General features: G+C 39.8%; 18 protein-coding genes and 1 tRNA gene. 11 read left to right on the top strand and 8 right to left on the bottom strand.

Annotated features, from left to right (window positions below; all coding sequences use genetic code 11):
* Positions 1-25 precede the first annotated feature (25 nt).
* Entirely contained in the window at positions 26-379 is a 354-nt protein-coding gene (locus tag ACIFOD_RS00570) for a winged helix-turn-helix transcriptional regulator (RefSeq protein ID WP_430313114.1), read from the bottom strand.
* A gap of 220 nt (positions 380-599) precedes the next feature.
* Positions 600-773: a DUF2759 domain-containing protein gene (locus tag ACIFOD_RS00565; protein ID WP_148969664.1), complete on the bottom strand. Its 174-nt coding sequence runs from the start codon at positions 771-773 to the stop codon at positions 600-602.
* 199 nt (positions 774-972) lie between these two features.
* On the opposite strand from ACIFOD_RS00565, the gene ACIFOD_RS00560 reads away from it, so the two are divergent.
* Positions 973-1608 (top strand): MBL fold metallo-hydrolase, encoded by a 636-nt coding sequence (locus ACIFOD_RS00560; protein ID WP_430313113.1) that lies wholly within the window; start codon positions 973-975, stop codon positions 1606-1608.
* 47 nt (positions 1609-1655) lie between these two features.
* Here the strand turns inward: ACIFOD_RS00560 and ACIFOD_RS00555 are convergent, their stop codons facing one another.
* Together ACIFOD_RS00555 and ACIFOD_RS00550 are read right to left on the bottom strand one after the other, a co-directional pair.
* The gene (locus ACIFOD_RS00555) at positions 1656-1901 is read right to left on the bottom strand and encodes a DUF2626 domain-containing protein (RefSeq protein ID WP_113970494.1); all 246 of its coding nucleotides are present in this window, start codon (positions 1899-1901) and stop codon (positions 1656-1658) included.
* Positions 1902-1982: 81 nt separating this feature from the next.
* Positions 1983-2681 carry a helix-turn-helix transcriptional regulator gene (locus ACIFOD_RS00550; protein WP_430313112.1) on the bottom strand — a complete coding sequence of 233 codons (699 nt, stop codon included), beginning with the start codon at positions 2679-2681 and terminating at the stop codon, positions 1983-1985.
* A 218-nt stretch (positions 2682-2899) separates the two neighbouring features.
* Between ACIFOD_RS00550 and ACIFOD_RS00545 the strand changes: the two genes are divergently transcribed.
* Positions 2900-3280: a Spx/MgsR family RNA polymerase-binding regulatory protein gene (locus ACIFOD_RS00545; RefSeq protein ID WP_397553401.1), complete on the top strand. Its 381-nt coding sequence runs from the start codon at positions 2900-2902 to the stop codon at positions 3278-3280.
* Between the two features lie 107 nt (positions 3281-3387).
* On the opposite strand, the gene ACIFOD_RS00540 is transcribed toward ACIFOD_RS00545, so the two are convergent.
* Positions 3388-3459, bottom strand: a tRNA-Gln gene (locus ACIFOD_RS00540).
* A gap of 81 nt (positions 3460-3540) precedes the next feature.
* The gene (locus tag ACIFOD_RS00535) at positions 3541-4179 is read right to left on the bottom strand and encodes a cupin domain-containing protein (protein WP_430313111.1); all 639 of its coding nucleotides are present in this window, start codon (positions 4177-4179) and stop codon (positions 3541-3543) included.
* A gap of 251 nt (positions 4180-4430) precedes the next feature.
* On the opposite strand from ACIFOD_RS00535, the gene comGA reads away from it, so the two are divergent.
* The 9 genes from comGA to ACIFOD_RS00490 all read left to right on the top strand — a co-directional run bounded on the left by comGA (position 4431) and on the right by ACIFOD_RS00490 (position 9162).
* A complete protein-coding gene (gene comGA, locus ACIFOD_RS00530; RefSeq protein WP_430313110.1) occupies positions 4431-5471 on the top strand; it encodes a competence type IV pilus ATPase ComGA in 1041 nt (346 codons plus the stop codon).
* Positions 5455-6477, top strand: a complete 1023-nt coding sequence (comGB, locus tag ACIFOD_RS00525; protein ID WP_430313109.1) for a competence type IV pilus assembly protein ComGB — start codon at positions 5455-5457, stop codon at positions 6475-6477. The genes comGA and comGB overlap by 17 nt, the downstream gene beginning before the upstream one ends.
* 107 nt (positions 6478-6584) lie before the next feature.
* A complete protein-coding gene (gene comGC, locus ACIFOD_RS00520) occupies positions 6585-6890 on the top strand; it encodes a competence type IV pilus major pilin ComGC (RefSeq protein ID WP_113970487.1) in 306 nt (101 codons plus the stop codon).
* Complete coding sequence (gene comGD, locus ACIFOD_RS00515; protein ID WP_430313108.1) at positions 6890-7333, top strand: competence type IV pilus minor pilin ComGD; 444 nt, start codon at positions 6890-6892, stop codon at positions 7331-7333. Before comGC ends, comGD begins: the two co-directional genes overlap by 1 nt.
* Complete coding sequence (locus ACIFOD_RS00510) at positions 7317-7643, top strand: hypothetical protein (RefSeq protein ID WP_430313107.1); 327 nt, start codon at positions 7317-7319, stop codon at positions 7641-7643. Before comGD ends, ACIFOD_RS00510 begins: the two co-directional genes overlap by 17 nt.
* Positions 7570-8073, top strand: a complete 504-nt coding sequence (gene comGF / locus ACIFOD_RS00505; RefSeq protein WP_430313106.1) for a competence type IV pilus minor pilin ComGF — start codon at positions 7570-7572, stop codon at positions 8071-8073. The genes ACIFOD_RS00510 and comGF overlap by 74 nt, the downstream gene beginning before the upstream one ends.
* A gap of 109 nt (positions 8074-8182) precedes the next feature.
* Positions 8183-8422 (top strand): hypothetical protein, encoded by a 240-nt coding sequence (locus tag ACIFOD_RS00500; protein WP_430313105.1) that lies wholly within the window; start codon positions 8183-8185, stop codon positions 8420-8422.
* Between the two features lie 3 nt (positions 8423-8425).
* On the top strand, positions 8426-8935 hold the full coding sequence (locus ACIFOD_RS00495; protein WP_430313104.1) for a shikimate kinase: 510 nt from the start codon (positions 8426-8428) through the stop codon (positions 8933-8935).
* Positions 8936-8982: 47 nt separating this feature from the next.
* Complete coding sequence (locus ACIFOD_RS00490; RefSeq protein WP_044340022.1) at positions 8983-9162, top strand: YqzE family protein; 180 nt, start codon at positions 8983-8985, stop codon at positions 9160-9162.
* Between the two features lie 77 nt (positions 9163-9239).
* Here the strand turns inward: ACIFOD_RS00490 and ACIFOD_RS00485 are convergent, their stop codons facing one another.
* Complete coding sequence (locus ACIFOD_RS00485; RefSeq protein WP_430313103.1) at positions 9240-10031, bottom strand: YqhG family protein; 792 nt, start codon at positions 10029-10031, stop codon at positions 9240-9242.
* Positions 10000-11700 (bottom strand): DEAD/DEAH box helicase, encoded by a 1701-nt coding sequence (locus ACIFOD_RS00480; protein ID WP_430313102.1) that lies wholly within the window; start codon positions 11698-11700, stop codon positions 10000-10002. Before ACIFOD_RS00480 ends, ACIFOD_RS00485 begins: the two co-directional genes overlap by 32 nt.
* Positions 11701-11782 lie beyond the last annotated feature (82 nt).

The raw sequence follows: 11782 nt of genomic DNA, 5'->3' as shown, positions 1-11782 counted from the left end.
ATACTCACCCCATTGGTTTTCTGAACTATGCTTCCTCACTATTCACCAACACTTCGCTTTTGTCAGGACAGGTTTTTTCAATATGCTGTTCTCCCCATGCACATAGCATATCTAAAGGTCCTTTTAACGACCATCCATACTCCGTTAATTCGTATTCTACTTTCGGGGGAACTTGATTGTAAATAATTCTATTGATGACTCCATCTGCTTCGAGTTCTCTCAGCTGCTGCGTCAGCATTTTCTGAGTGATTCCAGGCATTAGTTTCTTCAATTCACTGGTTCTTCGCTTGCTTTTGATCAAATGACAGAGTATCACAACTTTCCACTTGCCCCCGATGACTTCTAAGGAAGCCTCCACAGGTATATTATATTTTTTCATGAATAAACCTCCGTTCCAGAACGATTATTTCCATATAGGATAGACCGCTACATTGGCTATTATCCTGATCGGCTTAAATGTATTTCTATTATAACGTACCCATCGTAAAGGTCTATAGGGTACTTTTTAGTGCCTACATAACTTTCGGGTACCCTAATTAAAAGTAAAAAAGCCTTCCGTTATGAAACGGAAGGCTTTTTTATGAGTATTCATTGTTTAATTAATGCCCACCTGGGTAACCAGAGTGAAGGACAGTCATAATTGTAAACCAACCAAAAACGCCTAATGTTGCCAGTGAGAAAAGAATTCCCATGGCATTCTTGTTTTTGAAAGTGCTTACTACCGCAAACAAAGCTAATAATGTAACCAATGCTGTAATAATTACAAGACCCATTTATATGACCCCTTTCATTAAAATGCGTTTTACTACCTGATAATCATATGTACATAAATGCACTCATTAACATTTTATATTTTTTTCCTCTGTTTGTCGAGGTCAAAAATTTGACACTTCTATGGCGCTCTATCCACCATGTTTTTATGATGTGATAAGTTCTGCTACAATAATAGTATCACATTTGGAGGTGGAGACGTTGCAGTGGAAACAAATTCCGTTAGGACCCTTACAAACCAACTGCTATATTCTATGGAACACAAAAAATGAATGCCTGGTCGTGGATCCGGGTGGAGAAGGGGAGAAGCTGATTCAGTGGTTAGAGAATCATGCGTTAACTCCGTTAGCCATTCTCCTTACTCATGCTCATTTTGATCATATTGGAGCAGTTGATCAAGTACGTGACAATTATAGCATTCCGGTATATGTTCACGAGAAAGAAGCTAAGTGGTTACTGGATCCTGCATTAAACGGGTCACAATTATTCATGATGGGTGACCTGATCCGACTTAAGCCTGCTGATTACATATTAACAAATGAAAAACATCTGACTATTGGTGATTTTCAGTTGCAGTTATTTGAAACGCCTGGTCATTCACCTGGTAGTATTTCTTATTATGTACAAGAAAGTGGAATTGTATTAGCGGGAGATACGTTATTTATGGGCAGTATCGGGCGATCCGATTTGCCTGGAGGAAATCATAAAGAGCTGCTGGCAAGCATTCATGAAAAGTTGTTAACGTTGCCTGAGACTACGACGGTTCTACCTGGTCACGGTCCGGAAACATCGATTGAAGGTGAGATGGATTCAAATCCATTTTTAAATGGGTTTTAAATTGCACAAAAAAATTCCCTTTAGCCGTAAAGCTAAAGGGAATTTTTTTAGTGTCCTCCTGCACCCGGAGTCATCATAAAGGTCGTCCAATAAGTAAATCCAGCAAAGAACACTGTTAAGTAAGCACCGAAAATGTAAATATACATACGTTCAGACAGTTTTAAATAGCTAAGCATAATGAAGAATCCTGTTTGGCCTAAAAAGATTAATGATGTCGTGGTCATATCACCAAGATAGAACATTACAGCAAATATACCAGTCCAAAATCCAAGAACTCTAAACATACGATCCATATGTAACCCTCCTTTGCACCCTAAGTCCATCATTCAATATTATAAATGAATACTACCATAAAAGTAAATATCCGTTTGCTTTTAGTTTGTGACGATTACGTGATATCTACACGTGGAACAGTCATTTATCATATTTTCTTCTTGTTTAAATTCTTCCACAGAGTATAGATTTTCAAACATACCTTTTAATAACGCGTTGTGTAGACCGCAAATGAACACGGGTTCCAGCTGAGCATTTTCATTAAAAGGGCAATGATCATAGTGGAACCTGATGTGATCCGCATCACTGATTGACTCATCTAAGGTAAAGCCGATCGATTTGGCAATTTGTGATAAAACATGCAACTTTTCAGCTTGTGTTACCCCCACTAAGGATAGGTTACGGCTTTCAAGGTAGTGGTCCACCAAGCTTTTACCGTACTCATATCCTGTCTCCACCAAGACCCTGAACCCTTCTTCTCCCAGCTTAGCTAATGAGGCAATGGTGAGATCGCTAAGTAAACGGAAGTCACGAGGAGGAAAGGATAACTGCACGACTTCTTCAGAAGGAATATATCGTTTGCCTGGCCTGCCGCCTTTGCCGGTCTTTACATATTCTGATTGCAACACTCGAATCTCTTCCAGCTTTGATAGGTGTAGACGGGCAACATTCGGGTGAATATGAAATTTCTCGGCGATGTCTTGAACTGAAAGCTCATGTTTTCTCTCACTAATGTACAAGTAAATGGAATACCGGGTCGGGTCTGAAAGTACGCTTGTAACCTTCAGTGTCATATCCATTCAAGGAACACCTCAATTTTGTGGTTAATAACTCTATTATAAGCCTCGAGAAAAAGAATGGATATGAATGAAAAGCCTATTATAGCTTGATTCATTCATTGTTTATAAAAAGTTCACAATTTTCCAAGGGATATCACTATACAAAAGTTATACAAATAATGTACAATATGTTTAACATATCGTGAACATGCAAGCTTAAATTTAAGGAGGTCATGAAAGTGAATAACCTGACATTTTTTACTTATCCAAGCTGTACCTCTTGCCGAAAAGCCAAAAAATGGTTAACTGCCCATTCCGTTGATTTTGATGAAAGACATCTATTCAGAGAGACGCCTACCCATAGAGAGCTAATGGAGCTACTATCCCTGACCACCGATGGACTCGATGAAATATTGGCTACAAGAAGCCAAACCTTCAAAGACTTAGGTAAAGATGTGAACGATTTACCTCTATCAGAAGTGATTAAATTAATTATTGAAGAGCCAAAACTTCTCCGCAGACCCTTGTTAACAGACGGTAAAAAGCTGGTGGTCGGATACAATCCAGAGGGATTACAAAGCCTTGCGAACAAGAACAGACCGTTGAAGAAAAGCAGCTGAATGCATAATGAAAAATAGGTTGGATTGAAAACGGCAGGCACTTTTTGAAAAGTGCCTGCCGTTTTCGATGCTTGTAGGGGCTGAACAAGCCGCCTCCGCTTTTAATACTGGGCTAGCTGGATTCGAACCAACGCATGTCGCAGTCAAAGTGCGATGCCTTACCGCTTGGCTATAGCCCATTGTGTCGTCTTTACAAAATATAGTATGGTTGTATTTAGAAATTCTATTCATTTGTTTTTTAATAAGTTACCTTCCGTTTTCTAAAAGGTTTTGGGAATGCACTGACGATAAAAATAAGGGTTTGGCTGATATTGATAGTGGTATGGGGAATAGGTGAAATGGGACTGTCGTGCAGATGAATGCCTTTGAGGTTCTAGGCAAGCCGGACCAATGTAAGTACTTGGTTTCACTTGTTCAGTCGTTTTTATCCATTCGGCTTCATCCATACAATAATTGTAAGCCATGACACTTGATGGCGTTAACTTTAAGATATCTGAACCCAGTACTACTTCCGGTGTAGGGGCGTTAAAAATGGCCAAAAGGTGAGTTTGATCTTGGGTTGCTTCCTCATAATGCCACCAGCCTTGTGGGACATTGGTTACCTGACCTGGAGAAATACGGTAATTCAGAATTTGTTTCGTATATGGATTGAGCATGGAAACGGTAGCTCCACCAGAAATACAATAAACCAGTTCAGCTGCGTTCTGATGGTAGTGTGGTTCCACAAAATTATGTTTACTTAAATAGATATCAAGCAGGGAAGAGTTATCCAATGTATTCAACTGATTTACCCCTAAGATATTTATTAAATTTTGATTGTCTTTTTTATATAAGGGACTTTTATTAACATCAAATGAGAATTGTGCTTCACCAGAGGTGTAATCCATGTATTTACTCATGGGATATCGTCACCACTTTCGATTTTATGATATTTATTCTTTTTATGTATATGGGCGAGGGGTGAATGTGTGAATGACTGGTGTGGGGTTTGAGCATGGAAGAAATGATTTCAATTATCCCTAAGTATTTGGTAAGAAAAAATTTCAAGAAAAAGAAGGATTTTGTAAATTAATGTCGTATATCTTAAGTTAGGAAAACAGAAAGGTGGTGCCTATGTATATTTCACTCAGTAGAATCCCTATCGGAAGTGATGATTGGAGAAGCATTCAGCAGTGATGCGACAGATGTTCATGTAATACCCAGAACGAAAGATTACTTGATTCAGTTTAGAAAGCTCGGGGTATTAGTACCGTTCCAGACGATTGATCCGGATCAGGCAGAACGATTGATAGCCCATTTAAAGTTCATGGCTTCCATGGACATTGGAGAAAAACGAAAGCCGCAAAGTGGCTCCTTCAGTCTTACCGTTCGAAATACACCTCTATCTCTCAGAATATCTACCTTACCAACCACTCATTTAAAAGAAAGTCTCGTTATTCGAATACTCCCTCAAAAATATCAAATACCTATTGAAAAAATGTCACTATATCCTTCCTCTGCAAAAAAATTACTCGCTCTACTGATGTATTCTCATGGTCTGATTTTGTTTACAGGACCGACCGGCAGTGGGAAAACAACGACTTTGTATTCCCTTGTTCACCACTGTTCGGCAGCCTTGAACCGCAATGTGATCACACTGGAAGATCCCGTGGAAAAGATGCATGAAGATATGGTACAGATACAAGTGAATGAAAAAGCCGGGATAACGTATTCCACCGGCTTGAAAGCGATTTTACGACACGACCCGGATATTATCATGGTGGGGGAGATCCGCGATCGGGAAACGGCGGAGATTGCAATAAGGGCGAGCTTAACTGGTCATTTGGTCATTTCAACGATGCATACGAGAGATGCAAAAGGGGCGATCTATCGTTTAATGGAATTAGGAGTTGAGTGGCATGACATTGAACAGACGCTGCTGGCAGTTTCAGCCCAGAGATTACTAAGGTTAGTGTGTCCGGTTTGCAAAGCAGAGTGTGGTGGGAAGTGCCATCGGGTTAAAACTCTGAACATGGCATCTGTATATGAAATTGTAACCGGAAGTGCTTTGAAAGAAGTATTAAAAGAGGCGAAGGGGGAGTCGGTCCAGTATGAGTATCATACACTCCAGACTTTGATCAATAAGGGGGTGGCACTAGGATTTGTTTCAGAACTTGAATATAGGAAATGGGTACATGAAGAAAAGCGATGATCAGGGAAAGTTTCTTAAAAGACTTGGAGACCTTCTCCAAAAGGGGTATAGCTTTTCGGAAGCCATCGATTTTCTCTTGCTCCCTAAAGAAAAGAATACGATCAAATTAAAAAAGAGAATGATTGGATCCTTGCAAAAAGGAGAGTCCGTCTCTTCCGTCATCACCAAACAGCTGAATATCCCGAATCACGTCAGTGCACAGATTTTTTTCGCCGAGCATCATGGGCAAATGGGCCACACTTTATCAGAGGCGGGAAAATATCTTATAAAAAGAAGGAAAAACCAGCAGAAAATACAACAAGTCATTCAGTATCCATTAATGCTTATCATCGTCTCGATTTTAATGATGGTCTTACTAAGAAAAGTGCTATTTCCAAGATTTCAGTCTCTGTATACTTCTATTGGATATGAACCTTCAGCGAATCTAAATTACCTCATACACTTCATCGAAAGCTTCCCAATGATTTTCAGTAGCTTTTTACTATCACTCATTATCTGCACCATATTATTCTTCCTGTTCAAAAAAAGAATTTCACCTATTAAAATATCAGTCACCCTATGCAAAATTCCTTATCTTTCAAATTATTTAAGGCTTGGTCATTCACACTTTTTTGCGAGGGAACTAAGCTTCCTTCTCACAAGCGGAGTATCCATCACAGAGTCCCTTCTCATCATCGAAAGTCAATCCTTCCGACCAACTCTACAATTCATTTCAAAAAGTTTGATCAAAGGATTAAAAGAAGGGAAACCATTTCATGAATGTTTCTCCTCGCTTCCTTTTTTTCAAAAAGAGTTACCCTTTGTTGTGCATCACGGGCAATCCAATGGACGATTAGCAGAAGAGCTGCGACTTTATAGCGAGATATGCTTTCAAGAATTAGAGGAGAATACCAATGCACTGCTTAAATATATTCAGCCCATGATTTTCACTTTTGTAGGTCTATTCATCATGGCGATTTACTTCTCCATTATGATGCCGTTATTTCAGATGATGCAGGGTATTTAGAAAAATATCTGAAAATGGCCAATACCTGCTTTCAGCAAATTAAATGAATTTCTTCGTTCACCATAGTCACATTAGAAACAAATACCCAAAACCCAAGGAGGAACACCATGCTCAAAAACCAAAAAGGCTTCACCCTGATCGAAATGATGATTGTTCTATTAGTCATATCTGTATTGCTTTTTATTACAATACCCAACGTCACCAACCAAAGCAATTCCATTAACTCGAAAGGATGCGAAGCATTTGTTCACATGGTGGAAGGCCAGGTGGAGGCCTACAAAATGGATGGGAATGCGCTTCCGGTCACCATAGATACACTCGTCACAGATGGGTATTTAAATGAGGATTATAAAGCCTGCCCCGACGGTAGTGCCATCACCATTGATGCCGAAGGGAAGGTAGCCTCTAATTAATGAAGAAAGAAATGGGGGAAGCAGGGTATACCCTTATTGAGATGCTTGTCGTCTTATTGATTTTCACGACCCTTCTTTCTTGGGTCAGCTTTTCCATCCTTCCCATGAAAGAAGTTAATGAAAAGGACTTATTTCTTTCCCAGCTCCAATCAGACCTCTATCAGATCCAAAGCTACAGCATTAGACACCAGGTTCCCATCACCGTGACCTTTTACCCCTTAACAAATAAATACGTTGCGAAAACTGCTACTAGACAAACAATCGTCTCAAGAGAAATTTCATCTTCCATTCAGATTACATCAATCAACAGCTTGGAAGACATCACATTCTACCCGAATGGAAATACAAACCAATTTGGAAAAGTGAACTTTCAAATGGGGGATATCATGATTCAGCTCATGTTTCAAATTGGGCAAGGGAGATTTTATGTACAAGAATACTAAAGGTTTCTCACTTCCGGAAACCCTTATTGCCTTCAGTTGCATCCTTATGATTGCAGGCGTATTTATTCCATTTCTCATTGACTATGCTTCCCAACTTCAACGACTTCAGTATGAAGTGGAGGCTTTGAAATTTCTTGAAGAAGGGGTGGAGAAGGCAATCGTCAGTCACGAGTATGAGGATTATACAAGAATGTATAAAGGAGTCAGATATGAACTCGATTGGAAAGGGGGAGGCAATGAAGAAGCGTGTGTCCAATATCATAAAAGAGGTGCAGATCCCCATGAAGTCTGTATCTCAAAGGCTGAATAACCAAGGATATACACTAATCGAGGCTCTGTTAAGCTTTACAGTATTTTGCATGATTTCACTATGCATCCCTCTCATCTTGAAGGGTTTCTCTACGATTAAACAGGATATGGTTCCTCCCCATTATTATGAATGGAATCTATTCAATGAAAGCCTTAGGAATGAATTATGGAAAGGGGAAAGTGTAGTGATCACTCACGATAAGATCTCTTTTCTTGTGAGTGGTGAATCCATTTCGTATGAAAAGTATAATCATTCCATTCGAAGGAGGGTAAATAATCGAGGGCATGAAATCGTACTACAGTCAGTTGATTCATTTAGTTTTGCTTCCATTATTCAGGGAGTGCATATGGATTTGGAGTTTGTTGGTGGAGAAAAAGTGGAGGGGGAATTCTTTTACTTTTCAACCGAACAAGGAGAAGGAATGCCTTAACAATAAGGGATTTATTTTGCCCTATACTTTATTGCTTCTGATGATTGTTTTATCGATAGGGTTTGCTGCGAAGGATCTTTTTATTAGTAAATATCTATACTTAACAAATATGAAAAACATTTATGAAAGAGACGTGAGTGTGTCCCATGCGATCCTGTTGGAGATGGATAGTGGGATGCTTACTTCCAAACAATTGAAAGGGAATTATGGTGAAATCGTGACCCACAGCGAAATGGTCAACCCGGATGAAATACAATTGGAAGTGACATTCAAACGGGATGAGAAGCTTTTTCTTCCAACGACGGTTGTGTATAATAGGGAAACAAAACACATAATAAGTTGGGAGTAGAATATGAAACCGATTTTCTTTATTGGATTTATGGGGGTAGGAAAAACGACGATCGGGAAACATCTTGGGGAACTACTGAATCTACCGGTCATTGATATGGACAGTTACATTGAACACAAAGAGAAAAAGTCTATAAAAGAGATCTTTAATCAGCAGGGAGAACAACATTTCAGGGATCTGGAAAACAAAGTGCTCCTTGAGTTAGCCAACAAGCAAGCGATTATCACTACGGGTGGCGGAGTGATTGAAAGGGAAGAGAACCGGGAGTTCTTACGACAACAGGACTTTGTATTCCACCTGACTTGTCCTTTTGCTTCATTATGGTCCCGTTTAGAAGGCGATGAAAATCGTCCACTCGTACAAAATAACTCCAAGGAACGTTTATCGGGTTTATTCAACCTCCGCTTCCCACTGTATGAGAGTGGAAGCTCCATAACGATTCATACAGACAATAAAACCATAGAAGAGGTCATTGAAGAAATACTGCCTCATCTAAATGGGCAAGCTGAATAAATTACCTATAGCCGGGCATACTGATAAAAGCAGGAGGTGGTGCTTTTATGTCAGTGAATGATTATGTTAAATTCATAACACAAACATTTGTCCAACATTATGAAAAATCACCTCATGAACGTAAAAGTATAAAGAAGCAACGGAAGAATGAGAGAGAACCATTCCTATTTCGCTGGTTCGGGATCATCCCATATGCTTTCATGATCATGTTTAAGAAAAATAAATAGTTAACGGCTGCCTTTTGGCAGTCTTTTTTATGGAGTAAAACGGAGTAAGTGTGTGATGCACTCACTCCGTTTACCGGTTAACTTGAATGCTGTAAATAAAAAATCCCGCCATTGATGATATCAATGGAAATCTTGGGCTCATACTGCTCTTTCAATGCTTGTTGTTCCATGAAATAGGATTCGGGCTTTTCCTCTTGATCTCCATAAAAGTGATTCAATAATTGTAAATCTTCCTCCCACGTCTTTCGTGCCTGCTCAGCCCATTCAACAGGTTCCTTTTTGATTTCTTCATACAGGAACGTTTGAATGCGGTTCACTCCGCTTTTCGGTTTAATGATCGGTGTCAATGTGAACGAGAAATCAGGAATCTTAGGTGTCAGGTTTCTGGACATCAATGACGAATGAAAGTTTTCCTGAATGACTCCATTGATCAGGTTCAATCCCATGCTTCGAATGCTGTCTTTCTTTCGGTTGGATTGATACGAAATTTTGATATTCAGTCCAAGCCATGGATGAAGAGGGGTTTGCTGACCACTCGGTGTGAGCCGGTTTTCGTATAACCGTATATACCCTGCTAAATTTCGTGTTGAATGGAAGATTTGGTGTAACCGCGGAGAACCAAAGTGAATAGGTTCTCCTTTTAAGTCTTCAGGTGCTTTATCCGGATTCGTTATAAGTGATAATGTCATTGGATTTGGAATACCTCCCGTTTTCTCAAGGTAGTGCCAGTAGAACGGACGATTCATCAGCTCCTTATCCAAATCAATCGTGAGCTGGACGGTCATATGACCGTCTCCGTTCGCAACCAGGTCACATCCATTAGCCACGAAGTATCTCTCAAGAAATCGATGAATTTCGTGCTGCTGCATTTGATTTCTCCTCCTTTAATTGTTCGGCAAATTGAATCATACTCGTTAAATTCTCCATTTTAATCTTCATTTCCCCTTCCGTTCTGGATGAAGAAAGAATATCGGTTACATGCTCTTCGAAGTCGCGGAAATCCAGGCGGGTCAGGATTTCATCCAATTCTCCGATCACCCGTTCAAATAGATTGATTTTTTCATAAAGAAGCTTCAATATATGTTCTTCAACCGTGTCTCTGGTAGCAAAATTGTAAATATGAACATCCTCTGTCTGTCCGAGACGGTGGACACGACCGATTCGCTGCTCTAACCTCATAGGATTCCATGGCAGGTCAAAGTTGATCACGTGATGGCAGAATTGGAGGTTGATTCCTTCCCCTCCGGCCTCAGTAGCAATTAACACCTGTGCATGCTTTTGAAAGAGTTCACGCATCCAATCCTTTTTCCCCCGTTTAAATCCACCTCGGAACGGTACGGAGCTTATTCCATGTTGTTTTAAGAACCATTGCAGATAGAGCTGTGTTGCCCGGTACTCTGTAAATATAATCACTTTGTCATTGATCGATTGGACGATTTCAAGTGCTTTCTGAGCCTTGGAGTTCATTGTCACGTTTTCTACTTTTTTCATAAGAGTGCCAATTGTATTCTCAAAACCAGCCGTCGGAGCCTCCTTCTTCTCAAGCATGTTTTTGAGAGTATAAAATACTGCTTCACGAGAGCTGCATGCTTCTCTTTGAAGCGTTAATAGAGAGAAGGAGCTTGAATTAGCCCAGTCATCATAGTTCCCCCTGAGCAAATCGATGCTGTTATATAAATCTCTTTCAGCCTCGTTAAAATCGATTAAGACAGTCTTTACGTGCCGTTTTGTCCATTCTATACCCGTATCGCTGCGTCTGTTACGGATCATCACTTTGTTAATGAGACTTTTTAAATGTTCATCCTCTTGAAGAGTACGATCCCCTTTTTTATATCTTTCAGAAAAACCGGATTCATTTCCGAGATGTCCCGGCTTAAGGAGAGAAACCAGATGGAAAATCTCTTCGACACGATTTTGAATAGGTGTCGCTGTCAGCAATAAGCAGAATTTCTTTTTTAGGTTTTGGACAAATTCATAGTTTTTTGTTTTATGATTTTTTAGTTTGTGAGCTTCATCGATAATCACCAAATCATAATCCTGTTCATACACCTTTTCCCGATGAGGGCTCCGCTTAGCCGTATCCATGGATGAAACGACAATATCGCACTGATCCCATACGTAACTTTTTCGTTGCGGAACAGCCGGAATGAAAAACTTACTGTTTAATTCATAGGACCATTGAGAGACCAGGGATGCAGGAACCAATATTAATACTTTCTTCACTAATCCTCTAATCATGTATTCTTTCAATATCAATCCGGCTTCAATGGTTTTACCTAATCCGACCTCATCTGCAAGGATCGCTTTTCCGTTCATCGTTTCGACAACCTGCTTTGCTGCTTCCAACTGATGGGGGAGCGGAGTGACATTTGCCAAATGTTTTGGAGCTTGCAGGCCTTCAAAGTTCGGAATTGCAAGATGATGTTCAAATTCGATGGCCAGCTTATATAGCTCCCAATTTCCCCATGGGCCATCGTTATCAATTAAATTCTCGAGACCCTCGCCCCATTCTTCATCAAATAAAACCTCAACATTCATCTGAAAAACATCTCCTTAATTCTAATAAAAATGATTGCTCAATCCTCGTATTTAATGGTAGGATAAAAATAGATTTTCTAAT

Source organism: Rossellomorea sp. NRS-1567 (assembly GCF_050467885.1).
Lineage (GTDB): Bacteria > Bacillota > Bacilli > Bacillales > Bacillaceae_B > Rossellomorea > Rossellomorea aquimaris_C.
Note: the sequence above shows the minus strand (reverse complement) of the source record. Positions and strands in the feature narration are given on the sequence as shown.

What these genes read in the sequence shown, in the direction of transcription:
- comGB (WP_430313109.1), top strand. Translation starts at nt 5,455, where the DNA reads ATGAAGAAAAGCGATGATCAGGGAAAGTTTCTTAAAAGACTTGGAGAC.
- ACIFOD_RS00510 (WP_430313107.1), top strand. Translation starts at nt 7,317, where the DNA reads ATGTACAAGAATACTAAAGGTTTCTCACTTCCGGAAACCCTTATTGCC.
- ACIFOD_RS00565 (WP_148969664.1), bottom strand. Translation starts at nt 773, where the DNA reads ATGGGTCTTGTAATTATTACAGCATTGGTTACATTATTAGCTTTGTTT.
- ACIFOD_RS00485 (WP_430313103.1), bottom strand. Translation starts at nt 10,031, where the DNA reads ATGCAGCAGCACGAAATTCATCGATTTCTTGAGAGATACTTCGTGGCT.
- comGA (WP_430313110.1), top strand. Translation starts at nt 4,431, where the DNA reads ATGATTGGAGAAGCATTCAGCAGTGATGCGACAGATGTTCATGTAATA.
- comGC (WP_113970487.1), top strand. Translation starts at nt 6,585, where the DNA reads ATGCTCAAAAACCAAAAAGGCTTCACCCTGATCGAAATGATGATTGTT.
- ACIFOD_RS00500 (WP_430313105.1), top strand. Translation starts at nt 8,183, where the DNA reads ATGAAAAACATTTATGAAAGAGACGTGAGTGTGTCCCATGCGATCCTG.
- ACIFOD_RS00570 (WP_430313114.1), bottom strand. Translation starts at nt 379, where the DNA reads ATGAAAAAATATAATATACCTGTGGAGGCTTCCTTAGAAGTCATCGGG.
- ACIFOD_RS00550 (WP_430313112.1), bottom strand. Translation starts at nt 2,681, where the DNA reads ATGGATATGACACTGAAGGTTACAAGCGTACTTTCAGACCCGACCCGG.
- comGF (WP_430313106.1), top strand. Translation starts at nt 7,570, where the DNA reads ATGAAGAAGCGTGTGTCCAATATCATAAAAGAGGTGCAGATCCCCATG.
- ACIFOD_RS00555 (WP_113970494.1), bottom strand. Translation starts at nt 1,901, where the DNA reads ATGGATCGTATGTTTAGAGTTCTTGGATTTTGGACTGGTATATTTGCT.
- ACIFOD_RS00490 (WP_044340022.1), top strand. Translation starts at nt 8,983, where the DNA reads ATGTCAGTGAATGATTATGTTAAATTCATAACACAAACATTTGTCCAA.
- ACIFOD_RS00480 (WP_430313102.1), bottom strand. Translation starts at nt 11,700, where the DNA reads ATGAATGTTGAGGTTTTATTTGATGAAGAATGGGGCGAGGGTCTCGAG.
- ACIFOD_RS00535 (WP_430313111.1), bottom strand. Translation starts at nt 4,179, where the DNA reads ATGAGTAAATACATGGATTACACCTCTGGTGAAGCACAATTCTCATTT.
- ACIFOD_RS00495 (WP_430313104.1), top strand. Translation starts at nt 8,426, where the DNA reads ATGAAACCGATTTTCTTTATTGGATTTATGGGGGTAGGAAAAACGACG.
- comGD (WP_430313108.1), top strand. Translation starts at nt 6,890, where the DNA reads ATGAAGAAAGAAATGGGGGAAGCAGGGTATACCCTTATTGAGATGCTT.